At 67.7% G+C, this 25,191-nt stretch carries 26 protein-coding genes; 5 read left to right on the top strand and 21 right to left on the bottom strand.

Annotation, left to right across the window (positions count from 1 at the left end; all coding sequences use genetic code 11):
- Positions 1–3 precede the first annotated feature (3 nt).
- From rsmH to E5P2_RS04420, 16 genes are all read right to left on the bottom strand, one after another.
- The gene (gene rsmH / locus E5P2_RS04495; RefSeq protein WP_162565956.1) at positions 4–927 is read right to left on the bottom strand and encodes a 16S rRNA (cytosine(1402)-N(4))-methyltransferase RsmH; all 924 of its coding nucleotides are present in this window, start codon (positions 925–927) and stop codon (positions 4–6) included.
- Positions 928–935: 8 nt separating this feature from the next.
- Positions 936–1,364, bottom strand: a complete 429-nt coding sequence (gene mraZ / locus E5P2_RS04490) for a division/cell wall cluster transcriptional repressor MraZ (RefSeq protein ID WP_162570338.1) — start codon at positions 1,362–1,364, stop codon at positions 936–938.
- A gap of 374 nt (positions 1,365–1,738) precedes the next feature.
- Complete coding sequence (gene hslU, locus E5P2_RS04485) at positions 1,739–3,061, bottom strand: ATP-dependent protease ATPase subunit HslU (protein ID WP_162565955.1); 1,323 nt, start codon at positions 3,059–3,061, stop codon at positions 1,739–1,741.
- Between the two features lie 4 nt (positions 3,062–3,065).
- The gene (hslV, locus tag E5P2_RS04480; protein WP_162565954.1) at positions 3,066–3,611 is read right to left on the bottom strand and encodes an ATP-dependent protease subunit HslV; all 546 of its coding nucleotides are present in this window, start codon (positions 3,609–3,611) and stop codon (positions 3,066–3,068) included.
- Between the two features lie 114 nt (positions 3,612–3,725).
- Positions 3,726–5,297 (bottom strand): STAS domain-containing protein, encoded by a 1,572-nt coding sequence (locus E5P2_RS04475; RefSeq protein WP_162565953.1) that lies wholly within the window; start codon positions 5,295–5,297, stop codon positions 3,726–3,728.
- Between the two features lie 27 nt (positions 5,298–5,324).
- Complete coding sequence (gene dksA / locus E5P2_RS04470; RefSeq protein ID WP_232080575.1) at positions 5,325–6,227, bottom strand: RNA polymerase-binding protein DksA; 903 nt, start codon at positions 6,225–6,227, stop codon at positions 5,325–5,327.
- Between the two features lie 285 nt (positions 6,228–6,512).
- Positions 6,513–7,565 (bottom strand): CobW family GTP-binding protein, encoded by a 1,053-nt coding sequence (locus E5P2_RS04465; protein ID WP_162565952.1) that lies wholly within the window; start codon positions 7,563–7,565, stop codon positions 6,513–6,515.
- 74 nt (positions 7,566–7,639) lie between these two features.
- A complete protein-coding gene (locus E5P2_RS04460) occupies positions 7,640–8,842 on the bottom strand; it encodes a class I SAM-dependent rRNA methyltransferase (protein WP_162565951.1) in 1,203 nt (400 codons plus the stop codon).
- Positions 8,839–9,855 carry a tyrosine recombinase XerC gene (locus E5P2_RS04455; RefSeq protein WP_162565950.1) on the bottom strand — a complete coding sequence of 339 codons (1,017 nt, stop codon included), beginning with the start codon at positions 9,853–9,855 and terminating at the stop codon, positions 8,839–8,841. Before E5P2_RS04455 ends, E5P2_RS04460 begins: the two co-directional genes overlap by 4 nt.
- A complete protein-coding gene (locus E5P2_RS04450; protein WP_162565949.1) occupies positions 9,839–10,456 on the bottom strand; it encodes a YdcF family protein in 618 nt (205 codons plus the stop codon). Before E5P2_RS04450 ends, E5P2_RS04455 begins: the two co-directional genes overlap by 17 nt.
- Positions 10,453–11,142, bottom strand: a complete 690-nt coding sequence (locus E5P2_RS04445; RefSeq protein WP_162565948.1) for a DUF484 family protein — start codon at positions 11,140–11,142, stop codon at positions 10,453–10,455. Before E5P2_RS04445 ends, E5P2_RS04450 begins: the two co-directional genes overlap by 4 nt.
- Positions 11,139–12,014 carry a diaminopimelate epimerase gene (gene dapF / locus E5P2_RS04440; RefSeq protein WP_162565947.1) on the bottom strand — a complete coding sequence of 292 codons (876 nt, stop codon included), beginning with the start codon at positions 12,012–12,014 and terminating at the stop codon, positions 11,139–11,141. The genes E5P2_RS04445 and dapF overlap by 4 nt, the downstream gene beginning before the upstream one ends.
- A 141-nt stretch (positions 12,015–12,155) precedes the next feature.
- Complete coding sequence (locus tag E5P2_RS04435) at positions 12,156–12,791, bottom strand: 2-hydroxychromene-2-carboxylate isomerase (protein ID WP_162565946.1); 636 nt, start codon at positions 12,789–12,791, stop codon at positions 12,156–12,158.
- A 33-nt stretch (positions 12,792–12,824) separates the two neighbouring features.
- Positions 12,825–13,679: an ABC transporter permease gene (locus E5P2_RS04430; RefSeq protein WP_162565945.1), complete on the bottom strand. Its 855-nt coding sequence runs from the start codon at positions 13,677–13,679 to the stop codon at positions 12,825–12,827.
- Positions 13,680–13,713: 34 nt separating this feature from the next.
- Positions 13,714–14,499: an ABC transporter ATP-binding protein gene (locus tag E5P2_RS04425; protein WP_162565944.1), complete on the bottom strand. Its 786-nt coding sequence runs from the start codon at positions 14,497–14,499 to the stop codon at positions 13,714–13,716.
- Positions 14,496–15,506, bottom strand: a complete 1,011-nt coding sequence (locus E5P2_RS04420) for an ABC transporter substrate-binding protein (RefSeq protein WP_162565943.1) — start codon at positions 15,504–15,506, stop codon at positions 14,496–14,498. Before E5P2_RS04420 ends, E5P2_RS04425 begins: the two co-directional genes overlap by 4 nt.
- A 225-nt stretch (positions 15,507–15,731) precedes the next feature.
- Here E5P2_RS04420 and E5P2_RS04415 point away from each other — a divergent pair, with 225 nt between their 5' ends.
- The 3 genes from E5P2_RS04415 (at position 15,732) to E5P2_RS04405 (ending at position 18,903) form a co-directional block, all read left to right on the top strand.
- On the top strand, positions 15,732–16,577 hold the full coding sequence (locus E5P2_RS04415; RefSeq protein ID WP_162565942.1) for a transporter substrate-binding domain-containing protein: 846 nt from the start codon (positions 15,732–15,734) through the stop codon (positions 16,575–16,577).
- A 179-nt stretch (positions 16,578–16,756) separates the two neighbouring features.
- Complete coding sequence (locus E5P2_RS04410; protein WP_162565941.1) at positions 16,757–17,572, top strand: alpha/beta fold hydrolase; 816 nt, start codon at positions 16,757–16,759, stop codon at positions 17,570–17,572.
- On the top strand, positions 17,569–18,903 hold the full coding sequence (locus E5P2_RS04405) for an MFS transporter (protein WP_162565940.1): 1,335 nt from the start codon (positions 17,569–17,571) through the stop codon (positions 18,901–18,903). Before E5P2_RS04410 ends, E5P2_RS04405 begins: the two co-directional genes overlap by 4 nt.
- An 18-nt stretch (positions 18,904–18,921) precedes the next feature.
- Here the strand turns inward: E5P2_RS04405 and E5P2_RS04400 are convergent, their stop codons facing one another.
- From E5P2_RS04400 to E5P2_RS04390, 3 genes are all read right to left on the bottom strand, one after another.
- Complete coding sequence (locus tag E5P2_RS04400; protein ID WP_162565939.1) at positions 18,922–19,500, bottom strand: MarR family winged helix-turn-helix transcriptional regulator; 579 nt, start codon at positions 19,498–19,500, stop codon at positions 18,922–18,924.
- 130 nt (positions 19,501–19,630) lie between these two features.
- Positions 19,631–20,245 carry an NADPH-dependent FMN reductase gene (locus tag E5P2_RS04395; RefSeq protein ID WP_162565938.1) on the bottom strand — a complete coding sequence of 205 codons (615 nt, stop codon included), beginning with the start codon at positions 20,243–20,245 and terminating at the stop codon, positions 19,631–19,633.
- A complete protein-coding gene (locus tag E5P2_RS04390; RefSeq protein ID WP_162565937.1) occupies positions 20,242–21,333 on the bottom strand; it encodes an LLM class flavin-dependent oxidoreductase in 1,092 nt (363 codons plus the stop codon). Before E5P2_RS04390 ends, E5P2_RS04395 begins: the two co-directional genes overlap by 4 nt.
- A 110-nt stretch (positions 21,334–21,443) precedes the next feature.
- Between E5P2_RS04390 and E5P2_RS04385 the strand changes: the two genes are divergently transcribed.
- The gene (locus E5P2_RS04385; RefSeq protein WP_162565936.1) at positions 21,444–22,118 is read left to right on the top strand and encodes a response regulator transcription factor; all 675 of its coding nucleotides are present in this window, start codon (positions 21,444–21,446) and stop codon (positions 22,116–22,118) included.
- A 12-nt stretch (positions 22,119–22,130) separates the two neighbouring features.
- Entirely contained in the window at positions 22,131–23,546 is a 1,416-nt protein-coding gene (locus tag E5P2_RS04380) for a sensor histidine kinase (protein WP_162565935.1), read from the top strand.
- Here the strand turns inward: E5P2_RS04380 and E5P2_RS04375 are convergent.
- Both E5P2_RS04375 and E5P2_RS04370 read right to left on the bottom strand, forming a co-directional pair.
- The gene (locus E5P2_RS04375) at positions 23,518–24,495 is read right to left on the bottom strand and encodes a Bug family tripartite tricarboxylate transporter substrate binding protein (protein WP_162565934.1); all 978 of its coding nucleotides are present in this window, start codon (positions 24,493–24,495) and stop codon (positions 23,518–23,520) included. The genes E5P2_RS04380 and E5P2_RS04375 overlap by 29 nt on opposite strands.
- Positions 24,492–25,181, bottom strand: a complete 690-nt coding sequence (locus E5P2_RS04370) for an HpcH/HpaI aldolase family protein (protein WP_162565933.1) — start codon at positions 25,179–25,181, stop codon at positions 24,492–24,494. The genes E5P2_RS04375 and E5P2_RS04370 overlap by 4 nt, the downstream gene beginning before the upstream one ends.
- Between the last annotated feature and the right edge of the window lie 10 nt (positions 25,182–25,191).

The raw sequence follows: 25,191 nt of genomic DNA, 5'->3' as shown, positions 1-25,191 counted from the left end.
CGGTCAGTGCTCCGCCGTGCGCTCGGCGACGCGCAGGATCGCGCTGCGCGCGCGCGGGTTGCCGTCCACCTCGGCCTGCGAAGGCCTGATGCGCCCCAGGGCGCGCAGCTTCATCGCCCGCGGCGCCGCGAACGGCGCGCGCCGGTCGTAGACCTGGCGCGAGTGCTTCGCGATGAACTGCTTCACGATGCGATCCTCCAGCGAATGGAAGCTGATCACTGCGAGCCGGCCCTGGGGTTGCAACACGGCCAGACTCGCTTCTAGCGCCTGTTGCAGCTCTTCAAGCTCGGCGTTGATGAAAATCCGAAGAGCCTGAAATGTGCGCGTTGCAGGGTTCTGGCCCGGCTCGCGGGTTTTGACCGTGCCAGCCACGAGCTCGGCCAGTTCGGTGGTGGTTGAAACTGCGCCCCGTTCTTGTCGGCGAGCAACAATCGCCTTTGCAATCTGAACAGCAAACCGTTCCTCGCCATAGTCACGAATCACCTCCGCAATCTGCTGTGCTTCGGCTGTCGCCAGCCACTCGGCCACGCTCTCGCCGCGCGTGGTATCCATGCGCATGTCGAGCGGGCCGTCGAAACGAAAAGAAAAACCCCGTGCGGGGTTGTCGATCTGGGGCGAGCTGACACCCAGGTCCATCAGCACGCCGGCCACGCTGGCCGGCGGCAATTCCCCGAGATCCCGGAAACCCTGGTGCCGGATGGAAAAACGCGCATCCTGGATGCGCGCTGCTTCGGCCACCGCTTCCGCGTCCTTGTCGAACGCGATCAGCCGGCCCGACGGCCCCAGCCTCGCCAGGATGGCCCGCGCATGGCCGCCGCGCCCGAAGGTCGCGTCCACGTACGTCCCGGAAGCTGGCGACGCGTCGGCAAGGAGGGCTTCCACCGCTTCCCTCAACAAGACGGTCGTATGGGTCCATGGGTGATCCACTTCGACCCTCAGAACGAGAAGTCCTGGAACACGTCGGGCATCTCGCCCTGGGTGGCCTCGGCCTCCTTGGCCTCGTAGGTCGCCTTGTCCCAGAGCTCGAAGTTGTTGCCCATGCCCAGCAGCAGCACGTCGCGCGTGATGCCGGCGGCGGCGCGCAATTCGGGCGACACCAGCACGCGGCCGGTACCGTCCATTTCCACGTCCATCGCATTGCCCAGGAAGACGCGCTTCCACCACTGGGCAGACATCGGCAACGCGGCGATGCGCTCGCGGAATTTCTCCCATTCGGGCCGCGGAAACACCATCAGGCAGCCGTGGGGATGCTTGGTGATGGTGAGATGTCCGGCCGCCGTCGCGCTCAGGACGTCGCGATGCCGGGTCGGCACGGAAAGCCGCCCCTTGGCATCCAGACTGAGCGATGAAGCGCCTTGAAACACGACCACGAAACCCCGGTGATGAGAGAGGCCGGATGCCTTGACGAAGGCATCGCTCGACACTATTTCCCACTTAACTGCACTTTTTTGCACTGTAGCAGGAAACGCCTCCTGCGCAATGGTGCGTCGCGGGTATTTTTTGTAATGGAATCAACGACTTAGCGGCATTTTTGCGAGTGCAAGAATGCCGAATTTCGTTGCAAATGAAGTACTTAGCTCACGCAATGAATGTGATGGATCATCACTCGCTCATTGTTCGAGCCGCGCCACGCACCAGTTCTTGGGCAGCCGCGGGACCGGCTTCGCCGGGCCGCTGGCTGCGCCCCCGGCAGGGGGTGGGCGAAACGACACGAAGTGCGCGCAGCCTGGGGGCGCGCCTAGAGAATAAATCGGGAGAGGTCTTCGTCGTGACTTAGTGCCTCGAGGCGCGCATCGACGTACGCGGCATCGATGTGCACCGTCTGCCCGCCGAGCTTGGTCGCGTCGAAGCTCACTTCGTCGAGCAGCCGCTCCATCACGGTGGACAGCCGCCGCGCACCGATGTTCTCGGTGCGCTCATTGACCTCGAAGGCGATGCTGGCCAGCCGCGTGATGCCTTCGGGCGTGAATTCGAGCGTGACGCCTTCGGTGGCCAGCAGCGCCTGGTACTGCTTGACCAGGGACGCGCGCGTCTGGGTCAGGATGCTTTCGAAGTCCGCCACCGACAGCGATTGCAGCTCGACGCGGATCGGAAACCGGCCCTGCAATTCGGGAATCAGGTCGCTGGGTTTGCTCAGATGGAACGCGCCGCTGGCAATGAAGAGGATGTGGTCGGTGCGCACCACGCCGTACTTGGTGCTCACCGCCGTGCCTTCGACCAGCGGCAGCAGGTCCCGCTGCACGCCCTGGCGCGAGACATCCGTGCCCTGCGTTTCGCTGCGGGTCGCGACCTTGTCGATTTCGTCGATGAAGACGATGCCGTTCTGCTCGGCGTTGTGGATCGCCTGCGCGCGGATCTCGTCCTCGTTGACCAGCTTGGCCGCCTCCTCGTCGATCAGGAGGCGCATCGCCTCGGCGATCTTGAGCTTGCGCGTCTTGCGCTTGGCCTGGCCGAGCTGGCCGAACATGCCGCGCAGCTGCTCGGTCATTTCCTCCATGCCGGCCGGGCCCATGATCTCGAGCGGCGCGCGCGCTTCGGCCAGATCGATCTCGATCTCCTTGTCGTCGAGCTCGTGCTCGCGCAGCTTCTTGCGAAAGGCCTGGCGCGTCGCGTTGCCGCTGTCGTGCACGGCGCCCTCGGCGGTGCGCGCCGGCGGCAGCAGCACGTCGAGGATGCGCTCCTCGGCCGCGTCTTCGGCGCGCATGCGCACCTTGGCGCTTTCGCCCTCGCGCGTCTGCTTGACCGCGATCTCGGCCAGGTCGCGGATGATCGAATCGACATCCTTGCCGACATAGCCCACCTCGGTGAACTTGGTGGCTTCGACCTTGATGAAGGGCGCATCGGCCAGGCGCGCCAGCCGGCGCGCGATCTCGGTCTTGCCCACGCCCGTCGGGCCGATCATGAGGATGTTCTTGGGCGTGATCTCGGCGCGCAGCTTGTCGTCGACCTGCTGGCGGCGCCAGCGATTGCGCAGCGCGATCGCCACCGCACGCTTGGCATCGGGCTGGCCGACGATGTGGTTGTCGAGCTCGGAAACGATTTCCTGGGGCGTCATCGGCATGGTGTCAGAGCGATTCGATGGTGTGGTGCATGTTGGTGTAGATGCAGAGTTCACCCGCGATCTCGAGCGCCTTCTTGACGATCTGGTCGGCCGGCAGCTCGGTGTGATCGAGCAGCGCCTTGGCCGCGGCCTGCGCATAGGCGCCGCCGGAGCCGATCGCGATGATGCCGTTCTCGGGTTCCAGCACATCGCCGTTGCCGGTGATGATCAGCGAGGTGGTCGCATCGGCCACGGCCAGCATCGCTTCGAGGCGGCGCAGCACGCGATCGGTGCGCCAGTCCTTGGTGAGTTCGATGGCCGCGCGCGCCAGGTGGCCCTGGTGCTTTTCGAGCTTGGCTTCGAAGCGCTCGAACAGGGTGAAGGCATCGGCCGTGGCGCCGGCAAAACCCGCCAGCACCTTGCCGTGATGGAGCCGGCGCACCTTGCGCGCGCTGCCCTTGATGACGATGTTGCCGAGCGTGACCTGGCCATCGCCGCCGATCGCGACCTGGTCGCCAGCGGAGGTCTTGCGGCGCACGCTGATGATCGTGGTTCCGTGAAACTGTTCCATCGAGCGGATGTGAGGGCGGATTGCGGGGATGCAAGCTTAACGCCGCACGGTCCGGCCGACTTTCGCAGCCGCTTCAGGGACGCAGGACGCGCGAGGCGAAAAATACGCCCGGGTTCAGTTCTGGCGCGCCGCCACGCCGGCGTGATCTGCAATGCCGATCACGCCGAAAAAGGCCCCGATGAGCCGGTGCGCATCGACGAACTGCACCGGGCGGCCGCGTGCGCTGTGGGCCGTGACCCAGTTCAGCAGCGTCCCGGCAGCCGCGAAGTCGAGACGCACCAGGGCCGCGCAGGAAATCGTCGGCGACGGCGCATCGACCAGTTCGGCATCCAGCCGCTCCCAGGTGGCCAGCGACTCGCCGGTCAATTCGCCGACGAGCACGGCGTGACCGACGGCGGCTGCGGCCGGGGCCGGCTCGGCGCCGTGCGAGGCGCGCGAAAAGCCGGAAGACGTCGATGCCGGCGCCGGCGCCGCCTCGAGCGTGGCGTACGCGCCCTTGGGGTCTTCCCACGGCGGCGGGGACACCTCGTAGGTGATGCAGTAGTTGAGCGCCAGCAGCTCAAATTCGTCGGGCCGATGCATCACGCGCAGCGCCGCCATGTGCAACTGCCACCAGACGGCGTCGATGCGCCGGTCGTTGGCGGGCGTGGCTTCGGCGAGCACCCTCAGCAGGCGATCCTCGTCGGAAAAGCGCAGTTGCACCGCCGAATCGGCCCAATGGGTGAACAGCGCACGCAGCGGCCCGGCGGCATCGGGTTCGATGGCGTCGAGCGAACCCCAGTCGAGCTTCCAGGACGGACCCGCCGCGCCGAGCGCGCGCGTGAGGCCCATCAGGCCTTCCCGCGCCAGCCGCGGCGGGCTCGACCAGTCGGCATCACCGCCCGGCACAGGCCTCGATTCGCCGCTTGCGGCTGCCGAGGCCTGCACGCTGGCAGCCAGCGCGCGCAGCGAAATCCACTCCGGCGCGCTGCGTTTCGTACGCTGCGCATAGCGCGTGGCCGTGGCCTCGAATTTTTCGGCGTCGCCGGTCGCGCGATACAGGTCGAACAGGGCGCGCCAGCTGTCATCGTGATCGGCGCTCGGGCTGTCCGGCGCGAGCGTCTGGAGCAGGATCGCCTCGGCGCCCGCATCGTCGCCATGGGCAAAGCGGATCGCCGCCTCCTCGATGCCGCCTTCGTCGCCCGCACCCGGCAACGCAGAGTTCCCGGCGCCGACCCGCGGCACGCCCGGCACGGTGTCGGCGTAGGCACGCGCATGCTGCTCCGCCATCCGCGGGCCTTCGGCATTCGCCGCATCGCCGCCCGATGCGTGCGCCTGCTGGGGGCCGCGGCTCTTCCACCATTGCTGCGACATCTGCTCTTCGATCTCGTCGATCTTCTTGAGCGTGAGCGCGCGTCCCTCGGTCTTGCCGGAGGTGCTGCTGACATTGAAGGACGACGGCGTGGCGGACGGATCCCGTCCGCCTGCGGCTTCCCGCTGGCGCAGCTTGCGCAGCATGTCGAACTCGCGGCGGCGCACGAAGTCGTTGCGCTGCCGTCGCTCGATCATCTCCTTGAGCATTTCGCGGCTGTAGCCGTTTTCGAGCGACGACGCCTCGTCGGCGTCGAGTTCGGACCAGTCCTTGAGAGGATTGCGGACGAACTTCGCCACCTTCGACAGCAAGCGGCTGGGTTCTTCCTTGGGCATATCGGACTCAGCGAATGTTGAATGTTCCTAGTCGCCGAACATCTTCTGCTTGAGCTCGCGGCGCTGCTGCGCCTCGAGCGACAGCGTGGCCGTCGGACGGGCCAGCAGGCGGCCGACGCCGATCGGCTCGCCGGTCTCGTCGCAATAGCCATAGTCGCCGGCATCGATGCGCTGGATCGACTGCTCGATCTTCTTGAGCAGCTTGCGCTCCCGGTCGCGCGTGCGCAGTTCCAGCGCGTGCTCTTCCTCGATGGTCGCGCGATCCGCCGGGTCCGGAACGACCACCGTGTCTTCACGCAGATGCTCGGTCGTTTCGCCCGCGTTCTCGAGAATGCCGCGCTTGAGTTCCTGCAGCTTCAGGCGGAAGAACGCCATCTGCTTCTCGTTCATGTACTCCGAGTCCGGCATCGCGATCACTTCGGCGTCGCTGAGCTCTTCGGCCGACTTGGCCTTCCAGTTGTTGGCGAGCTTGGGGTCTTTCTTGACCGCGACCGGCGGCGGCGGCACCAGCGCGTTCGACGTGATCTGCACGAAGCTGGACTTGGCCGCGGTGGAGGCCACCGATTGCGGCATGGAGGGCACGGTGAGCTGCGACAGCCGCGAGACGCGCCCGCCCCGCGCGGGGGCCGGGGTGGCGGTCGGTGCGGATATCGAAGGTGTCGCCGTGGCGGAAGAGGAGGCAGAGGCGGCAGCCGTTTTTTTCATGGGAGTCGGTGGTACAGGTGGCGCGGCGCGGAGGTCGGCCGGTTTGGATGAAGGGGCGCTCGCACCAACTGTCTTGCTCTTGGCAGGAGCCTTGGACGGCGCGGCGGGCTTGGCGGACTTGGCGGCAGAAACCTTCTTCGCGGCGGGCGCGGCCTGCTTGGCCGCCGGCGTCTTCTTGACGGCCGGCTTGGCAGCGGGCTTGGCCTTGGCAGCGGGCTTCTTCACGGTGACTGGCTCCTTCGACGAACTGGAACGCGTTTTCAACGGTTGTCTCCTCCCGCGGAACGCTGCGTGCGGATGGGCGCGCAGACTCCGCGTCTGTCAGGGTGCTCGCCAGTGGCGAACCCCGGGGTTATACCCCCGAAAGTAAGCCAAAACCGCGCGCATTCCTATGCCGAAAGTCACACATCGCTTCAGGAAAGCTCGGTGCGACCCCGGAACAGGCGCGCGATTGTATAGAGAGATCGGGCGGCCCGACGACAGCCGGCTACCCTTTTCTGCGTGACCGGCTCAGACCAGGCACTGGTCCAGGCCCTGCTCCAGGATCTCGCGCGGCAATTCGATGCCGATGAAGACCATCCGGCTGTTGCGCTTCTCGTCCGGCCCCCAGGCCGGGCCGAGGTCGCTGCCCATGAGCTGGTGCACGCCCTGGAAGATCACCTTGCGTTCGGTGCCCTGCATGTGGAGCACGCCCTTGTAGCGCAGCATGCGCGGACCGTAGATGTTGACGATCGCGCCCAGGAAATCCTCCAGGCGCGCCGGATCGAAGGCGCGGTCGGAGCGGTAGACGAAGCTCTTGACATCGTCGTCGTGGTGATGGTGGTGGCCATGGCCTTCGTGCGCATGCGAGGGATGGTCGCAATGCTCGCCCTCCGCGTGGTCATGGTCGTGGTGGTCGTGCTCGTCTTCCTTGAGGAAGTCCGGGTCGATGTCGAGCTTGGCATTGAGGTTGAAGCCGCGCAGGTCGAACACGCTTTCGAGCGGTACCTCGCCGAAATGCACCTTCTGCTGCGGCGCGCGCGGATTCATGTGCTTCAGGCGATGGATCAGCGCCTCGGTCTCTTCCTCCGCGACCAGCTCGCTCTTGCTGATGAAGATCTGGTCGGCGAAACCGACCTGGCGGCGGGCTTCCTGGCGGTCGTTGAGTTGCTGCGGCGCATGCTTGGCGTCGACCAGCGTGAGGATCGAGTCCAGCAGGTAGCTCTCGGCGATCTCGTCGTCCATGAAGAAGGTCTGCGCCACCGGGCCGGGGTCGGCGAGGCCGGTGGTCTCGATCACCACGCGGTCGAAGTCCAGCAGGCCCTTGCGCTTCTTGGCGGCCAGCAATTGCAGCGCCTCGCGCAGATCCTCGCGGATGGTGCAGCAGATGCAGCCGTTGCTCATCTGCACGATCTGCTCCTTCGACTCGGTGACGAGGATGTCGGTGTCGATGTTCTCCTCGCCGAATTCGTTCTCGATCACGGCGATCTTCTGGCCATGCGCCTCGCTCAGGATGCGCTTGAGCAGCGTGGTCTTGCCGGAGCCGAGAAAGCCGGTCAGGATGGTGGCGGGGATGAGGGCCATGGAATGCTCCGGAAATCGGGAAAGGCGGAAAGTTTAGCGACGGGGCCCGCGCCATGCGGCCGCAAGGTCAAAGCCTACTTGCGCACCACCACCAGGCCTTTCAAGTATTCCCCTTCGGGAAACTCGATGGTCATCGGATGGTCGGGTGCCGCGCCGAGGCGTTCGGTGATGTAGCCGTCGACCCCGGCGTCGATGCCGGCCGAGGCCACGATCTTGTGGAACAGGTCGGCGCCGATGCCGCCCGAGCACGAGAAGGTCATGAGCACCCCGCCCGGCGCCAGCAACTTGAGGGCCAGCCGGTTGATGTCCTTGTAGGCGCGCGCGGCGCGCTCGGCATGCGCCACCGTCGGCGCGAACTTGGGCGGATCGAGCACGATGGCGTCGAACGCCCTGCCCTCCTCGATGAAGCGGCGCAGCGTGGCGTTGACGTCGGCGTCGAGAAACTCGGCCGAAGCGTCCTCGAAGCCGTTCAGCGCCAGGTGCGCCCGTGCACACTCCAGCGCCGGCTGCGAAGAATCGATCGAGATCAGCTCGGCGCCCTCGAGCGCGCCCGCGCTCCTCAGGCCGGCCAGCGCGGCGACCGTGAAGCCGCCGGTGTAACAGAAACAATTGAGCACGCGCCGAAAGCGCCGATGCGCCGCCAGCTCGGCAAAGCGATGGCGGCTGTCGCGCTGGTCGAGGTAGAAGCCGGTCTTGTGGCCGCTCGCCACATCGAGCGTGAGATGCCAGTCGTGCTCGCGGATCGTGAGTTCCGTCGGGCCGCTGCCGCGCAGCCAGCCCGTCACGGGCGCAAGGCCCTCGCGTTCGCGACTGCTGGCATCGGAGCGCTCGTAGAGCCTTGCGAGTCCGGTCGCCGCGAGCAGTGCGTCGGCCAGTGGCGCTTTCCATCGCTCCACGCCGGCCGACAGGAATTGCGCCACCAGCGTGTCGCCATAACGGTCGACGATCAGCCCCGGCAGACCGTCGGCCTCGCCATGGACCAGCCGCACGCCATCGCTTCGCAGGTCGAACAGATGCCTCGCCTCGACGGCCGCCGCGACCCGCGCCGCGAGAAAGGCCGCATCGATGCGCTGCGTCTCGTCGAAGCTCCAGGCGCGTGCCCGTATCTTCGAATGCGGGCTGAACGCCGCCCAGGCAAGGAAGCGGCCATCGTCCGACTCGATGCGCACCGTCTCGCCGGCATCGCCGCCGCCCTTGGCGATCGCCGATTCGAACACCCAGGGATGGCGCCGCAGCAGCGAGCGCTCCTTGCCGGGTCGCAGGCGAAGCAGCTTCATTTCCGTGCCTTTGCGCTGGGCGTCTTCTGGCGACCCTCGTCCCGCGCCTGCGCCCGCGGGTGCGCGGCGTCGTAGGCCTTGGCCAGATGCTGGAAGTCGAGCCGCGTGTAGACCTGGGTGGTCGCGATGTTGGCATGCCCCAGCAGTTCCTGCACCGCGCGCAGATCGCTGCTGGACTGCAGCAGATGGCTCGCGAACGAATGGCGCAGCATGTGCGGATGTACCGGCGCCGACAGCCCGGCCTTGAGGCTTCGCTGGCGCAATTGCTTCCACACGGAATGGGCCGAGAAGCGCAGTCCATTGCGGCCGATGAAAAGCGCCGCAGCGCTCGCCGGATCGCGCAGGAGCGCCGCCGGCAGCGCCGCGCAGTCCTCGCGCACCGCGAGCCACGCGCGCAAGGCTTCGGCCGCCTTGGCGCCCACCGGCACGAGGCGGCGCTTGCTGCCCTTGCCGAGCACGTTGGCTTCGGTCGCCTCGAGATCGATCCAGCCGCGGGCCGTGTTGCTCGGCCGCGCATCGAGCCCGGTCAGTTCACCGACGCGCAGCCCGCAGCCATAGAGCAGTTCGACGATCGCGTGGTCACGCGCCTCGGCCCAGGGATCGGCCTCGGCATCGTGCAGATCCGCGAGCTGCACCGCCTCGTCAACCGCGAGCGCCTTCGGCAGCGGCCGGGCGGCCTTGGGCGCATGAACGTCCTGGACCGGGTTCGCACCCACCAGCCCCTCGTTGCCGAGCCAGCGGTAGAAGCTGCGCCAGCACGACAACACCAGCGCGATGCCGCGCGACTCGCGCCCTGCGCCGTGCAACTGCGCCATCCAGCGGCGCACGTGCGCGGTCTGGACCTTGTCGAGCGCGATCCCCGCGGCAGCGGTCTTCTCGGCCAGTGACTTCAGATGGATCGCATAGAGCTCGACCGTGCGCGTCGCCAGGCGGCGCTCGACCCGCACATGCTCGAGATATTTCTCGATCAGGACGGGAATCACCACGGTCGGCGCGTCAGTGGAGGTAGCCATTCATGCCATTGTTCACGATCGCCAGCGGCTCGCGCAGCGCGCCCTTGAAAAGCATGCCCCAGCGGCGCCAGCACGAGGTCGGCGCCGCGGTGTACTGCACATCGAACAGCCGATCGAAGCCGCTCGCATGCGCAAGGCGTTCGGCACGCCACAGATGGTACGGCTCGGAAACGATGATCACGCGCTTCACGCCCGCCGCCTGCAACAGGCTGCGCGACATCGACAGGTTCTCGCGCGTGGACGCCGACACCGGCTCCAGCAGCAGCGGCCCCGCATAGCCCGACAGCCGCGCGTGGGCCTGCATCACTTCGGCCTCGATGCGCCCGTCTTCCTTGTCCACGCCGCCGCTCATGACGAGTTCGCGCACCAGGCCTTCCCTGGCCAGTGCGATGCCGGCATCGACGCGGCCGGTGAGACAGGGATTGGGCTGGCCCTCCCAGTACGCGCGATTGCCGAGGACCAGCGCCGCATCGGCCGGCCGCTGCGGCGGATGACCGAGCAGATCGAGGGCATGCAGCCAGACCATGATGGCGATCGCCGCATAGCCCGCCGCGAGAACCCCGAGCGCGCCCAGCACCACGCGCCAGAGCGATGGCCTCAAGGCCGCAGCCGCGACAGCGCGCCCGAGGCGAGCTCGGCGATGCGCTCCAGGAAATCGGTGCCCATCTCGGCATTGAAGCGCTGCGCATCGGGCGACGCCAGCACCAGCATGCCGAAGGCCGGCATCGCGGCCTCGGGCCGCAGCGGGATCAGCGCGATCGACACCGCGGCATGCGCCTCGGGCAGCCAGTTGGCGGCCTCGAAGCCCGCATTCAGCCCGCAATACGGCGCCGTCAGCGAGGTCGCGAGCGCCTTGACGTCGTCGCTGACCCACTGCGCATAGGGTTCATTGAGATAGTTGCTGTCGCAGTCCCAGACCTTGATCGCGGTCTGCGGCACCATGAAGAGCGACTGCAGCTCGCCGGCGATCTGCGTCGGCAGCCCGCGCGGATCGCGGGTGGCGAGCAGGCCGCTGGTCCAGCGCTGCAGGCGATCGGCCGTGACCACGTTCTCGGTGCCGTGGCGCACCATGTCCATCACGCGATGCTCCAGCGCCTTGATCTTCTCGCGCAGCATCTCGGCCTGGCGTTCCTGCAGGCTGACGGCGCGGTTGCCGTGCGGGCTGGTGAGCTGCACCTGCGCCAGCAGCTGCGCATGGCGCTCGAAGAAATCCGGCGTGTTCGCCAGGTAGTTGGCGATGTCGTCTTCGGTGATCGGGTTCATGGCGTCCTGGTTGAAATGATTCATGGCTGCTCCGGCACCTCGATGTCGCCTTCGAACACGGTGACGGCGGGTCCGGTCATCAGGACCGGTGCGCCATCGCCGGCCCATTCGATGGTCAGCGTTCCGCCGCGTGTCTCGACATCGACGCGCGCATCGAGCAGGCCGAGCCGGATGCCCGCGACCACCGCGGCGCAGGCGCCGGTGCCGCAGGCCAGCGTTTCGCCGGCACCGCGCTCGAACACGCGCAGCCGCAGGTGCGTGCGGTCGACCACCTGCATGAAGCCGGCGTTGACGCGCTGCGGAAAGCGCGGATGGTGCTCGATCAGCGGGCCCTGCACGGCGACCGGCGCGGTCTCGACGTCGTCGACGATCTGCACCGCATGCGGATTGCCCATCGACAGCACGGCCACCGCGACGAGGTCGCTGCCGGCCCGGGTGCCGAGCGCCAGATGCCAGAGCTGCCAGCCGCCTTCGGGCTGCGGGTCGAGGCCGGCGGTGTCGAAGGGCACCTGCGCCGGTTCGAAGACCGGCGCGCCCATGTCGACCGTGACGCGGCCGTCCGCGCCCATGCGCGGCTCGATCACGCCCGACAGCGTCTGCACGCGCACCGTGTCCTTGGCCGTCAGGCCGCGCTCGCGCACGAAGCGCATGAAGCAGCGCGCACCATTGCCGCACTGCTCGACCTCGCCGCCGTCGGCGTTGTGGATCACGTACTGGAAATCGATGTCCGGCGACGGCGCGGGCCGCACGCTCAGGACCTGGTCGGCGCCGACGCCGAAATGACGATCGGCCAGGAAGCGGTACTGCGCCGCGCTCAGGCCGAGCGTGCCGCGGGTTTCGTCCAGCACGACGAAGTCGTTGCCGGCGCCCTGCATCTTGGTGAAGCGGATTCGCATCCGCGGATTATCTGCTGCCCCGCGCACTGGAATACCTTCGCGCATCAGCGCTTCGGTATTCGCCTTCGGAACGGCCGGGCGGCGCATGCACCAGGCACCGCGCCCACCGGCACCCCGTCGCGCCCGTTGAAGCGCGCCGGATCAATCCGGGCGTCCGGCCCGCAGCCGGTCCAGCGCGCGATCGAGAAAGGGCAGCCGGTCCTGGCCCCAGAAGCGCTCGCCGGCGAGCACGTAGGTGGGTGCGCCGAACACGCCGATCTCTACCGCCTCGGCGCTGTTGGCGCGGTAGATCGCCTGCGTCTCCGGTGTCTGCTCCAGCGCCTGCAGCGCCGCGCCGTCGTAGCCGTTTTCCTCCGCCACCGTGATGCGCACCTCGGCCTGCGAGGTGTCGCGCTGCTCGGCCCACAGCGCGCGCAGGAGTGCATGCGAGAGCGGCTGCGCATCCAGCCCCTGCAGCTGCGCGGCGATCACCATCCAGCCCGGGTACTTGTTCCAGTCCGGATCGGCCGGCGCGCCCTTGGGATAGTGCGCGGGCTCGAGATGCAGCGGCATGCCCAGATGCGCGCGCCAGCGCGCGAGCTCGAGCGCGTGGTAGCTGCGGCGCGGCTCGGGCCGCGTCTTCAGCGGAATGCCGCCGGTCTGCGGCACCACCGCCTGGAAGTCGTAGGGCTTGAGCGTGAGCTGCAAATGGTGGCGGCGCACGATGTCCTGCAGCTGCGGGCCGCCGAAGTAGGCCCAGGGCGAGGACAGGCTGTAATAGCAGTCGAGGGCGATCATGGCGGGATTATCTTCAGCCCGCCATGACCGTTCTCAGAACGCGGCCGGCCTCCACTTGAGCAGCCGCTTCTCCAGCGAGGTCAACAGGAAGTCGGCGAGCAGCGCCACCACCGCCAGCACGATCATCGCGGCGAACACGCCGCTGGCATTGAACGCACCCTGCGCGGTCGAGATCAGCAGGCCGATGCCTTCTTTCGCGCCGAGGAATTCGCCGACCACGGCACCGACCAGCGCGAAGCCGAAGCTCACGTGCAGGCTGGCCAGGATCCACGACATGGCCGACGGGATCACGACCGACATCGTCACCTGGCGCGGCGAGGCGCCGAGGATCTGCGCATTGGCGATCATGTACTTGTCGGCCTCGCGCACGCCCTGGAAGGCATTGCCGAAGACGACGAAGAAGACCATGACGACTGCGAGCGCGACCTTGGACGCCATCCCCAGCCCGAGCGCGATCACGAAGATCGAGCCCAGCACCACGCGCGGGATCGAGTTGGCGATCTGGATGTAGAGGCTGAAGACGTCCGACAGCAGCTTGTTGCGCCCGAGCAGGATGCCGCAGATGACGCCCGCGATGGCGCCGATCAGGAAGCCGATCACGGTTTCCTCCAGCGTCACCGCGACCTGCATCCACAGCGAACCCTGCGAGGTGCCGTCGCGGATCCACTCGACGATCTGGTCGTAGATCAGCGAGGGCATCGAATAGAAGAAGGGGTCGATCCACTTGCGGCGCGCAGCCAGCTCCCAGCCGCCGAGCACCACCACCAGCACCAGCACGCGCAGCGTGATGATCATCTGGCGGCGTCGGCGGATGCGCGCCTGGGCGATTTCGGACTCGCGGGCCAGCGCTTCGTCGCTCAGGACGGCGGGCAAGGCAAGGTCGGTCATGAAGAGGCTCCGGAAGGTCGGGATTCGGTGGGGTTCATGCGAGCGTGACTTCTTCGCGAAGGTCATCCCAGATGTGCTTGGAGAGCTCGATGAACTTCGGCTCGTAGCGCACCGTCGAGGTCACGCGCGGACGCGGCAGATCGATCTCGTAGACGCGCTTGAGCGTGCCGGGCCGCGCCGACAGCACGAACACGCGGTCGGCCAGCGCGATCGCTTCCTCGAGGTCGTGCGTGACGAACACCACCGAGCCGCCGGTGCCCGACCAGATCTTGAGCAGCTCGTCCTGCATCAGCGTGCGGGTCTGCATGTCGAGCGCCGAGAAGGGCTCGTCCATCAGCAGGATCTCGGGGTTGTTGATGAAGGTCTGCGCCAGCGCCACCCGCTTGCGCATGCCGCCCGAGAGCTGGTGCGGGTAGTGCTGGCCGAACTTGCCGAGGCCCACGCGCTGGATCCAGTCCTCGGCCATGGCGTAGGCCTCCTGCTTCGGCTTGCCGCGGAACATCGGGCCGGCCGCGACGTTGTCGATCACGCTGCGCCATGGGAACACCGCGTCGGCCTGGAACACGAAGCCGATGCGCGGATCGATGCCCTGGACGGGCTTGCCCATCACGTGCACCTCCCCGACCGTGGGCTTCAAGAGGCCCGTGATCATGTTGAGCGTGGTCGACTTGCCGCAGCCCGTCGGGCCGACGATGGCGACGAACTCGCCGCGCGCCACCGCCATGTTGAAGTTGCGCAGCGCCACCGTGGCATTGCCGTCGGCGGAGATGAAGCGCAGCGAGACGCCGCGGAAATCGATGGCCGGCGTGCTGTCGCTCACTTGGCCCCCGCCGCCAGGTACGCGTTGCTGTACGTCTTGGACAGGTCGATGTTCTTGCTCTTGACGAGCGGCTTGTAGGTGGCCAGCACCTTGAGCACGGTCTCCGGGCCGCCGGCCGGCATCTTCGCGTCGGTGGTGAACATCGGCAACGACGATTCGAGTGCCTTCACGTACAGTTCCTTGTCATTGCCGTAGTAGTCGCGCGGCACCTTGTCGGCGATCTCGGCCGCCGAATGGGTGTGGATGTATTCCATCGTGCGGGCAAAGGCGTGGGCCAGCTTGGTGGCCTGCTCCTTGTGCGACTCGGCCCAGCTGTTCTGCACGTAGAAGCTCGCGGCGGGATAGAGACCGCCCAGTGCAGCGCTCGTATCCTTCTCGGTGCGCAGGTCCACCAGCACCTTGGCATCGCCGGTCTTGAGCATTTCCGAGATCGTGGGCTCGGTGGTCATGCCGGCCTGGATGCGGTCCTGCTTCATCGCCGCAATGAAGGTGTTGCCGGCGCCGACGGGCAGCAACGAGTAGTCCTTGGAGGCCACGCCCTGGCGGTCTGCCAGGTAGCGCGTGAGGAAGTCGGTCGACGAGCCGAGGCCGGTCACGCCCAGCGTCTTGCCCTTGGCATCGGCCATGGTCTTGAAAGTCGGCGCCGCCTTGCTGGAGACCATCTCGACCTCGCCCGGCACCTTGCAGAACACTGCGATCGCCTCGATCTCCTTGCCCTTGCTCTGCAGGTCGATGGTGTGGTCGTAGAAGCCCACCACGCCCTGCACCGCACCGGCGATCAGCTGGTTCTCGGCATCGACGCCGGCCGGCTGCGATTGCAGCTCCACCGTCAGGCCTTCGTCCTTGAAGTAGCCCAGTGCCTCGGTCAGCTTGGCCGGCAGGTAGATGATCTTGTTGATGCCGCCCACCATGATGGTGATCGGCTCGGCGGCCTGGGCCAGCGGCGCGGCGGCGGCGAAGGTGGTGCACAGGGCGGCGGCGAGCAGGGTGCGGTGGAAGGCAGGCATGGTGAGAGGTCTCCTGGATGCAGTGTGGGAAGACCGCGGGCGGGACGAGGCCAGCCGCGGGGCGCAGCCAGTCTAGGCAGCGCGGTCTTTCGGCCAGCTTTCGGTACCGGTCCGGATCGCTCGTGGTTATCCCTAAGCTTCCCTGCCGCCATCCACCTACACTCGCGTCGCCGTGCCGCCCTTCGCATCGGCTCGTCCATTTCGTTAAAGACCCAAAGGCTCGACATGAGATTCGCATCCACGATCGGCGGACGTTCCAGATCGGCTGCCATCGGCCTCTGGCTGTGCGCGGCGGCGGCGTTCTGTTTCTGCGCGAACGCCGGCGCGCAATCGATCGACAGCATCAAGCGCAAGGGCACGCTGACGGTCGGCGTGCAGGCCGAATTTCCGCCATGGGGCTCCATCGATGCCAGCGGCGCGAATGTCGGCTACGACATCGATGTCGCCAAGCTGATGGCCGACGACCTGGGCGTGAAGCTGGCGCTGGTGCCCGTCACCGCGGGCAATCGCGTGGGCTACCTCACCACCGGCAAGGTCGACGTGCTGGCCGCCGCGATCGGCATGTACCCGGACCGCGCCAAGGCCGTGCAATTCTCCAAGCCCTACGCCACGCTCGATGGGGTGATCTACGGCAAGAAGACCGACACCGTGCGCGACTGGAACGACCTCGCGCAACTGCGCGTCGGCACCGCGCGCGGCAGCGCTGCCGATGTGGCGCTGACCAAAGGCATGCCACCAGGCACGGACGTGCGACGCTTCGACGACGACGCGGTGCCGATCCAGGCGCTGCTGTCGGGACAGGTGGATGCCATCGGCAGCACCAACCTGATCGCCGTCGTGCTCGCCAGATCGCCGGCCGGCGCGCAGTTCGAGCAGAAGTTCCAGTTCGCGCGGCAGTACAACGGCCTGGCGACGCGACTCGGCGAGAAAGAATTCAATGCCTGGCTCAATGCCTTCGTCGACCGCAACATGGCCAACGGCAAGCTGAACGCGATCAACCGCAAGTGGGTCGGCGGCGACCTGCCGGCGCTGCCGACCGAGCTGGCGGACGTGCCCTTCACCGTCCGCTGAGCGGCGCCGCGCGGGCCTTCGCGGCCCTGTCACGATGCCGTTGACACCCCCGGGGTCGACTGCTACATTCATTTCATAGGCATATGTAAATACAATTGCATATCGATGGAAATCGATCGGCGGGCTGAACCGGCCCTCACCCCTGGGACGTGACGATGAATGAGGCAGGAGCATCCGTCGTGAAGACGGAACGGATCGGATCCCATCCCGCGATCGCGGTCCGCTGGCGCGGAAGCGGCGAATTGCTCGTGTTCCTGCACGGCATCGGCGGCAACAAGTCGAACTGGGATCGCCAGCTTGCCCGCTTCGGCGCGCACGCGCAGGCGGTGGCCGTGGATTTCCGCGGCTACGGCGAGAGCGACGACTACGAAGGGGCCGCAGGCATCTCGCAATTCGCGGACGACGTCGCACGGGTGATCCGCCATTTCGGCGCCGCACGCGCGCATGTGGTCGGACTCTCGCTCGGCGGACGCGTCGCGCAGCGGCTGGCGCTGCTGCATCCGGACCTGATCGCCTCCCTCGCCCTGGTCGACGCGCGTTCGGACGCGCGCGACACGCGCACGCCGGCGGAACGCGAAGCCTTCCTCGGCGCGCGCTCGAAGCCGCTGCAAAGCGGCAAGACCCCCTCTGACATCGCCCCGGCGGTGGTGAAGAGCCTGGTCGGGCCCAACGCCTCGCCGGCCGTGGTCGCGGAGCTGACGCAAAGCATCGCCAGCCTTCGAACCGACAGCTACCTGAAGACGATCGAGGCCAACGTCTGCGACGACTTCGCCGGCGATCTCGGCAAGATCCGCGCGCCCACGCTGGTGCTCGTCGGCGAGCACGACACGACCACGCCGCTGCGCCATTCGCAGGAACTGGTCGGACTCATTCCGGGCGCCCGCCTGCAGGTGATTGCCGATGCAGGCCACCTGACGAACATCGAACAACCAGAGGCATTCAACGCCTGCCTGGCCGAGTTCCTGCTTCCCCAACTCCATCGGAGGACCGAATGACCGCAACCCATGACGACGGCGCATCGGCGCGTACCCTCAGCGCCGCCGCGACACGCCGTGTGCTGCTGTCGTCCGTGATCGGCAACGCGCTCGAGTGGTACGACTTCTTCCTTTACGGCACCGCGGCGGCGCTGGTGTTCGGCAAGCTCTTCTTCCCGGCCGGCACCGACCCGCTGGTCGGCACGCTCGGCGCCTTCGCCGGCTTCGCGATCGGCTTCCTGGCGCGCCCCTTCGGCGGCCTGCTGTTCTCCCACATCGGCGACCGCTACGGCCGCAAGCGCGCGCTGGTCTCCACGCTGGTCCTGATGGGCGCCGCGACCTTCCTGATGGGCCTGATGCCGACCTATGCACAGATCGGCATCTGGGCGCCGGTGCTGCTGGTGCTGCTGCGCATCCTGCAGGGTCTGGCCGCCGGCGGCGAATGGGGCGGCGCCGTCCTCATGCTCACCGAGAGCGCGCCCAAGGGCAAGATCGGCTTCTACTCCTCCTTCGGCCAGGCCGGCCTGAGCCTCGGCTTCCTGCTTTCGGCGCTGGCCTTCTACCTGGCGCAGCGACTGCCGGCCGAGGACTTCATGGGCTGGGGATGGCGGCTGCCCTTCCTCGTGAGCATCGTGGTCTTCGCGGTCGGCGTCTACATCCGCTCCAGGGTGCCCGAGACCCGGGCCTTCGTCGAGGCGCAGGCCACCGGCCAAACGGTAGCGAAGGTGCCGGCGCTCGAAGTCCTGAAGCGCCATCCGCGCGAAGTCCTGATCGCCATGGGCCTGCGCGTCGCGGAGAACGGCAGTTCCTACATCTTCGTCGCCTTCTCGCTCGGCTTCGGCAAGTTCGTCGGCGCGCCGGCCGACGTGATCCTGCTGGCGATGATCGTGTCCTTCGTGATCCAGATGCCGGTGCTGATCGCCTTCGGCGCGCTGGCCGACCGCATCGGCACCAAGCCGATCTACATGTTCGGCTCGATCACGCTGATGCTGATGGCGTTTCCGTTCTTCTCCCTGATCGGGACCAAGGACCCGACCTACATCTTCCTCGCGTTCATGCTCGCGAACACGGTCAGCTACTCGGCCATGTGCGCCACGCAGCCGATGCTGTTCAGCAGCTTCTTCGGCACCAACATCCGCTATTCCGGCCTCGCGCTGGGCCACGAGATCGCGGCGGTGTTCAGCGGCGGGCTGTCGCCTTTCATCGCCACGGCGCTGCTCGGCGCCTATCACTCCTCGGCGCCGGTGTCGCTGTACCTGATCTTCCTCGGGGCGGTCACGACGCTCACCTGTCTGGCGATCAAGCGGCCGGCGACGGCCCAGGCCACCGGACCCGCGACCGCCGCGGGCTGAACGGCCGCACAGACCGCTTCAGAAGGTCCGCAGGCTCGACAGGACCTTCTGCAGCAGGCCGACGAGCGTCGTCGCTTCGTCCTCGCTGAGCTCGTGCATGCCGCGCTGGTAGTGCTTCCAGGCGAGCGGCCACATGTCGTCGAACAGCTGTTCGCCCTGGGCCGTCAGCGTGATGGCCAGGAAGCGCGCATCGGCCGTGCTCTGGGAACGCTTCAGCAATTGCCGCTCGACCATCTGGTCGACCAGCCGGCTCAGCGTGGGCTGGTCGATCGCGGCCTCTTGCGAGATCACGGTGAGGGAGGCCTCGGGCGCGCCCTTGAGCACCGCGAGCACGCGCCACTGCAGCACGCTCATGTCGCGCGCCTTGAGATCGCGCTTGAACTTCTGGTTGAACAGCGTGGCCGTCTGGTTCAGCAGGTAGGGAATGAATTGCTCGACGAAGTAGCGGTCGTTCGCGTCGTGCGGCTGGCTCCCGGGCACGCCGGCGGTGGCGTCGCTGCTCGCGGCCTTGGCGTTCTTGCCGGCCTTGGCGGGCTTGGCGTTCTTGCCGTTCTTGGCGGCGGGCTTGCCGGCGGATGCCGCCGATGTCTTGGCCATGGGATCGTTCGGGTTTCGCGTTGTGTTAGCCGGCATCGATGGTAATGGATCGACGTGGCGAGCGAGCGCGCGATGGCCCGAGGCACGGGGCCACGGATTCGCTCCTGCGCACGCGTGGCGCGCACGATCCTCAGGCGAAGGCCGCGGCCCCCGTGCGCTGCCCGGCCGACGCGAGCAGGCCGGTGAAATCGACCACCTGCGCGGCCATCAGTTCGAGTTGCCGCGCGGCGCCGGCGTCCAGGCAGATGCCGTCCTCGTCGAAGACGCGCGCGGCCGTGTTGATCGTGACCCCCATCGGCGTCGGCATGCCGCGCAGCGCATGGACGATGTCGCGCAGCGCGGACAGCGTGGTGCCCGCCCCCTGGTGCCCGGCTGCGCAGGCGATGCACCCGACCGGGCGGCCCTCGAAGTACGGCCGCGCATCGCCGCGCATGTCCTCGACATAGTCGATCGCGTTCTTCAGCAGGCCCGAGATCGATCCGTGGTAGCCGGGGGACGAGATGACGATGCCGTCGCTGCGCCGCAGTGCGTCGATGAAGCCGCGCAGTTCGGCGCCGCGTGCCGCGGACTCCGGCGAATACATCGGGAACACGAGCGACGGGCCGGCGATGAGCACGGTCTCGGCGCCGCGCCTGCGCGCCACGGCCAGCGCATGGCGCAGCGCCATCTCCGAGCTCGATCGCTCCCGGATCGTGCCGCCGATGCCGACGATCAGCGGCGCCCCGGCGCGAGCTCCGGCATTCATGGCCGGGCCGTGCCGAACGACGGCGAGAAATGCGGCGCCACTTCCGTGGCGAAGCGGCTCAGCCAGCGCCTGCGCATGGCCTGCGGGATGTCCGGCGTCGCGGTCATGACGATCAGGTTGTTGAAGCCGACGTCGATGTACTTCTGCACGCGCTCGCGCACCGTCTTCGGCGAGCCGAAGAGCTGGACCTGGGAGAAGGGGCCGAGGTTGTCGGGGTTCGACATCGACTTGCGCCGCTCGTGGACCTTGGCGAAGGACTGGTAGTCGGCGATCTCGGGAAAACCGTTGGCGTCGGGCTTGTAGTGCTCGACCTGCAGTTGGAACCAGCGCGGCATGTACTGGCGCGCAAGCGCCTCGGCCTCGTCGTCGCTGTCGGCGATGATGCAGCTGATCGCCACCGGCTTGGTCACGTCGGTGTTGCCGCCGCGCTGGCGCGTGACCTCGGCCCAGGTTGCAAGCACCTTGGATTGCACTTCGAACGGCAAAGTGCCGTTGCAGATCGGCGGCAGGTCGAGTTCGGCGATCTTGGTGGCGCTGTCCGGACTGCCGATCGCGCCGTAGAAGTGGATGTTGTCGCGCTTCGCATCGGGACGCAGGCGGATGTCGAGCGGCACCTTGAAATGCTTGCCTTCGAAACTGAAGGGCTTGCCTTTCAGCGCCAGGTCCAGGATCTTCCAGGCCTCCTCGAACAATTGCTTGGCGTTCTCCAGCTTCAGATCGAAGGCGTCGTATTCGAGCGGCGCCGCGCCGCGCCCGAGGCCCAGGTGCAGCGGGCCCTTCGACAGCAGGCTCAGCATCGCGATCTCGCCCGCGAGCCGCACCGGGTTGTGCCACGGCGTCACCAGCACCATCGTTCCGAGGCCGAGGCCCGGGCACAGCGCCGCGATGTGCGAGAAGAGAAGCAGCGGGCTCGGCGTCGGGAAGTAGTCCGAGAAATGATGCTCCACCGTCCAGACGGTTTCATAGCCGAGTGCGTGGCCGAACTGCGCGTCCTCGACCATTCCCTTGTAAAGATCGGCATCGGAGGTGCCGGCCTTGTCCACGGCGGCGATCATGAATCCGAACGAAACCTGCTGTTGCGCTGCCATCGGGGCTCCCGCTGAAAAAAACATGTAAAAACATATGTTATAGCGATGAAAGCCGATGTCAAGCACCCCGGACGCGTTCCCTAGAATCACGGGACCCGTCCCGCCGCCCCATGAAGCTCCTGCTGATCGAAGACAACCCGCAGCTCGCCCTCTGGCTGTCCAGCCTGCTGCGCGCGCAGGACTTCGTGGTCGATCATGTGGAGGACGGCGACGCTGCCGACGCGCTGCTGCGCCAGGCGCGCTACGACATCGTGCTGCTGGACCTCAACATCCCCGGCCTCTCGGGCAAGGGCGTGCTGCGGCGGCTGCGGGAACGCCGCGACGACGTGCCGGTGATCATCCTCACCGCCGCCGCCTCGCTCGACCAGAAGGTGCTGTGCCTGGAGATCGGTGCCGACGACTACCTCGTGAAGCCGGTCGAGATCCGCGAGCTGGTGGCGCGCGTCCAGGCGCTGCTGCGCCGCCAGGTGCCGGGCAAGGCCAACGACATCGTCTGCGGCGACCTCCACTACGACCTGCGCACGCGGCAGTTCGCGCTCGCAGGCCAGGCGCTCGCGCTGCCGCCGCGCGAGCGCACGCTGCTGGAGACGCTGATGCGCAAGGCCGGCAGCACGGTTTCCAAGCAGGCGCTGATCGACAGCATCTTCGGCCTCGACGACGAACCCAGCGCCGATGCGATCGATCTCTACATGCACCGGTTGCGCAAGAAGCTCGAGGGCGCGCAGGCCACCATCATCACCTTGCGCGGCGTCGGCTACCTGCTTCGAACGCGCGAAGAGGCCTAGGCGCCGCATCGCATGGCCAGCCTTCGCCTGCGCCTGGTAGCCTGGCTGCTGCTGCCGCTGTCGGTGTTCGTGGGCGTGTGCGGCTACCTGAGCTGGCTCAATGCGGCGGCGGTGGCCGACTACGTGCAGGACCACGACCTGCTGTCCTCGGCCAAGGTGCTGTCGGACCGGCTGATCTGGGAAGGCGACGATGTCCAGGCCAGCGTGCCGCCGTCCGCGCTGAGCCTGTTCGTCTCGCCGGACCGCGATCGCGTCTTCATCAGCGTCACCAACACCAGCGGTGCGCTGCTGGCAGGCTCGCCGGACTTCCCGCTGCCGCGGGTGCGAAGGCCCGAGGGTGTTGACCGCGCGCAGTGGTACGACGCCGAATTCGACGGTCTGGCGCTGCGCGCCGTGCTGACCACGCGCTCGATGTACGACGTCGGCGGCGCCGAGGACATCACCATCGCGGTCGGCAAGACCACGCGCAGCCGCGACCACATGCTGCGCGCGCTGTGGCTGCCCTCGATCGAATACCTGCTGATCGCGCTGCTGCTGGCGATCGTGCTGACCACGCTGGCGCTGACCTGGGAGCTGCGGCCGGTGGTGCGCCTGAGCCGCCAGCTCGCGCAGCACGATCCGCTGCACCTGGATTTCGCGGTCGATGCGCACGCGCTGCACACCGAGCTGCGCCCTGTGGCCGACACCATCAACCGCTTCGTGCGCGAGTTGCGCTCGCACTCCGAGGCGCAGCGCCGCTTCGTCGCCGATGCCGCGCACCAGCTGCGCACGCCGCTGGCGCTACAGGCCTCGCAGATCGAGTTCGCGCGCTACACGCGCCAGCATCGCCAGCAGTGGGACACGCGCCGCGCCGACATGGATGCGCTGTGGCTGGCGATGCAGACCAGCAACCGCCGCCTGGTCGACGTCACCAACAAGCTGCTGCTGCTCGCGCAGGCCGAGCACCGCGATGCCTACAGCGGACTCGAGCGCGTCGACCTCGCCGCGGCCGCGCTGCGCAGCATCGAGCAACTGGCCGCGCTGGCCGACCGCCGCCGCATCGACCTCGGCATGGAGGCGCCCGCGCCGGCCTGGGTGCAGGCACAGCCGGCGCTGCTCGACGCGCTGGTGGTCAACCTGCTGGACAACGCGCTGCGCTACACGCCCGAGGAAGGCCGCGTGACCGTCGGCGTGCGCACGATCGGCGACGAGGTCGAACTCTCGGTGGAAGACAACGGCCCCGGCATTCCGCCCGAGGCGCGCGAGCGCGTGTTCGAGCGCTTCTACCGCGTCTCGCAAGGCACCGAGGGCACGGGCCTCGGCCTGGCGATCGTGCGCGAGATCGCGCGCGGCTTCGGCGCCACGGTCGAGCTGGCGTCGAATCCGAACGAGGCGCAGGGCCTGCGGGTGACGGTGCGCTTCAATCGACGTGTGCGCCCGACACCTTGACGATCTCGGCCCAGCGCGCGCGCTCCGCGTGGACGATGGAAGCGAACTGCTCCGGCGTGCTGCCGACCGCTTCGCTGCCGACCAGCGCGAGGCGCTTCTGCGTCTGTTCCTGGGCAGCGACCTTCGCCACCGCGGCCTGCAGCTTCCTGACGACCTCGCGCGGCGTGCCCGCCGGCGCGACGAGGCCGGACCAGGCATCGGCCGAGTAGTCCTTGACGCCGGTCTCGCCGACGGTCGGCAGCTGCGGCATCGCCTGCGAACGCTTCACCGAGGTCACCGCGATGCCGCGGATGCGGCCTTCCTTGATCAGCGGCGCCGCCGTGCTGAGCGTGTCGAACATGCCCTGGATATGGCCGGCCAGCAGATCGTTCACCGCCAGCGAGGTGCCCTTGTAAGGCACGTGCACGATGTCGATGCCGGCCCGCGCGCGCAGCATCTCGAGCGACAGGTGCGACAGCGTGCCGTTGCCGCCGCTGCCGAAGTTGAGCTTGCCCGGATTCGCCTTGGCGTACGCGATCAGCTCGCCCACGTCGTGCACGGGCAGCGCGGCATTGACCTCGAGCACCATCGGCCCCGAAGCCACCAGCGACACCGCCACCAGGTCCTTCTCGGGATCGAAGGGCATGCTGCCGCGATAGAGCGAGGGATTGATGGCCATCGTTCCGGCCGAAACCATGGCCAGCGTGTAGCCGTCCGCCGGCGAGCGCACCACGGTTTCCGTGCCGGTGTTGCCATTCGCGCCGGGCCGGTTGTCGACGACCACCGCCTGCCCGAGTTCCTCGGTCAGCGCCTGCGCGAACAGGCGGCCGATGACGTCGAGATTGCCGCCCGCCACATAGGGCACGACCATGCGGATCGGCTTGTCCGGATAGTCGGCGGCCGCCGGCCCGGCCCACCACGCGAGCACGGCAGCGGCCGCCGCCAGCGCAAGAAACTTGAAGCGCATCATGGTCGCCTTTCGTTGGCGCGATGAAAGGTCTCGGCGCCGATCGCCAGCAGATCGGACACCCGCGTCATCAGCAGCCGCGCGCCGGCATCGACCAGCGCGCCCACCGTCTGCGGCGTGACGAGCGTGCCCGCGATGGCGCCCGCGTCCGAGATCGCGCGCAAGGTCGAGAGCACGGCCGCGCGCACATCGGGATGGGCCGCGTTGCCCGGATGGCCCATGCGATGGGCGAGGTCGTTCGGGCCGATGAACCAGACGTCGATGCCCTCGACCGCCAGCAGCTGCGGCAGCCGTTCGATGGCCTGCGGCGATTCGATCATCGCCACCACCAGCTTCTGGTCGTGGTCGGCGAAGCGCGCATAGCGCACCGCTTCGACCAGCGCGCGCGCCGCCTCCGGCGTGTCGACGGCCGCGACCATGACGGCGTCGGCGCCGAGGTCGAGGTAGCGGCTGATCAGGTTGGCATCGCTGCTCCAGGGCCGCACCAGCGCGGCGATGCCGGCCGCGCGCGCGGCGCGGCACATCTCCTCGATGCGCTCGGTGGTGGCGCTGCCCTTCTCGGTGTCGATGAAGGCGATGTCGAAGCCGAGCGCGCCGACCTTCTCGACCAGCGCCGGCGACGGGTAGTTGACGAGCACCATGGTCGCGGTTTCCCCGCGGGCGAGCTTGGCTTTGACACGGGCGTTCATGGGTTCTTTC

The sequence above is a fragment of the Variovorax sp. SRS16 genome (assembly GCF_901827165.1).
In the GTDB taxonomy this organism is placed as follows: domain Bacteria; phylum Pseudomonadota; class Gammaproteobacteria; order Burkholderiales; family Burkholderiaceae_C; genus Variovorax.
This window is presented reverse-complemented; position numbering and strand designations above follow the sequence as displayed.

Coding starts and splice junctions, on each gene's coding strand:
- E5P2_RS04405 (WP_162565940.1), top strand. CDS start 17,569: ATGACCGCAACCCATGACGACGGCGCATCGGCGCGTACCCTCAGCGCC.
- E5P2_RS04420 (WP_162565943.1), bottom strand. CDS start 15,506: ATGCCTGCCTTCCACCGCACCCTGCTCGCCGCCGCCCTGTGCACCACC.
- E5P2_RS04370 (WP_162565933.1), bottom strand. CDS start 25,181: ATGAACGCCCGTGTCAAAGCCAAGCTCGCCCGCGGGGAAACCGCGACC.
- E5P2_RS04380 (WP_162565935.1), top strand. CDS start 22,131: ATGGCCAGCCTTCGCCTGCGCCTGGTAGCCTGGCTGCTGCTGCCGCTG.
- E5P2_RS04475 (WP_162565953.1), bottom strand. CDS start 5,297: ATGCCCAAGGAAGAACCCAGCCGCTTGCTGTCGAAGGTGGCGAAGTTC.
- dapF (WP_162565947.1), bottom strand. CDS start 12,014: ATGCGAATCCGCTTCACCAAGATGCAGGGCGCCGGCAACGACTTCGTC.
- E5P2_RS04465 (WP_162565952.1), bottom strand. CDS start 7,565: ATGGCCCTCATCCCCGCCACCATCCTGACCGGCTTTCTCGGCTCCGGC.
- E5P2_RS04455 (WP_162565950.1), bottom strand. CDS start 9,855: ATGGCTACCTCCACTGACGCGCCGACCGTGGTGATTCCCGTCCTGATC.
- hslU (WP_162565955.1), bottom strand. CDS start 3,061: ATGCCGATGACGCCCCAGGAAATCGTTTCCGAGCTCGACAACCACATC.
- E5P2_RS04445 (WP_162565948.1), bottom strand. CDS start 11,142: ATGAATCATTTCAACCAGGACGCCATGAACCCGATCACCGAAGACGAC.
- E5P2_RS04385 (WP_162565936.1), top strand. CDS start 21,444: ATGAAGCTCCTGCTGATCGAAGACAACCCGCAGCTCGCCCTCTGGCTG.
- E5P2_RS04435 (WP_162565946.1), bottom strand. CDS start 12,791: ATGATCGCCCTCGACTGCTATTACAGCCTGTCCTCGCCCTGGGCCTAC.
- E5P2_RS04415 (WP_162565942.1), top strand. CDS start 15,732: ATGAGATTCGCATCCACGATCGGCGGACGTTCCAGATCGGCTGCCATC.
- E5P2_RS04395 (WP_162565938.1), bottom strand. CDS start 20,245: ATGAATGCCGGAGCTCGCGCCGGGGCGCCGCTGATCGTCGGCATCGGC.
- E5P2_RS04390 (WP_162565937.1), bottom strand. CDS start 21,333: ATGGCAGCGCAACAGCAGGTTTCGTTCGGATTCATGATCGCCGCCGTG.
- E5P2_RS04460 (WP_162565951.1), bottom strand. CDS start 8,842: ATGAAGCTGCTTCGCCTGCGACCCGGCAAGGAGCGCTCGCTGCTGCGG.
- hslV (WP_162565954.1), bottom strand. CDS start 3,611: ATGGAACAGTTTCACGGAACCACGATCATCAGCGTGCGCCGCAAGACC.
- E5P2_RS04430 (WP_162565945.1), bottom strand. CDS start 13,679: ATGACCGACCTTGCCTTGCCCGCCGTCCTGAGCGACGAAGCGCTGGCC.
- E5P2_RS04375 (WP_162565934.1), bottom strand. CDS start 24,495: ATGATGCGCTTCAAGTTTCTTGCGCTGGCGGCGGCCGCTGCCGTGCTC.
- E5P2_RS04400 (WP_162565939.1), bottom strand. CDS start 19,500: ATGGCCAAGACATCGGCGGCATCCGCCGGCAAGCCCGCCGCCAAGAAC.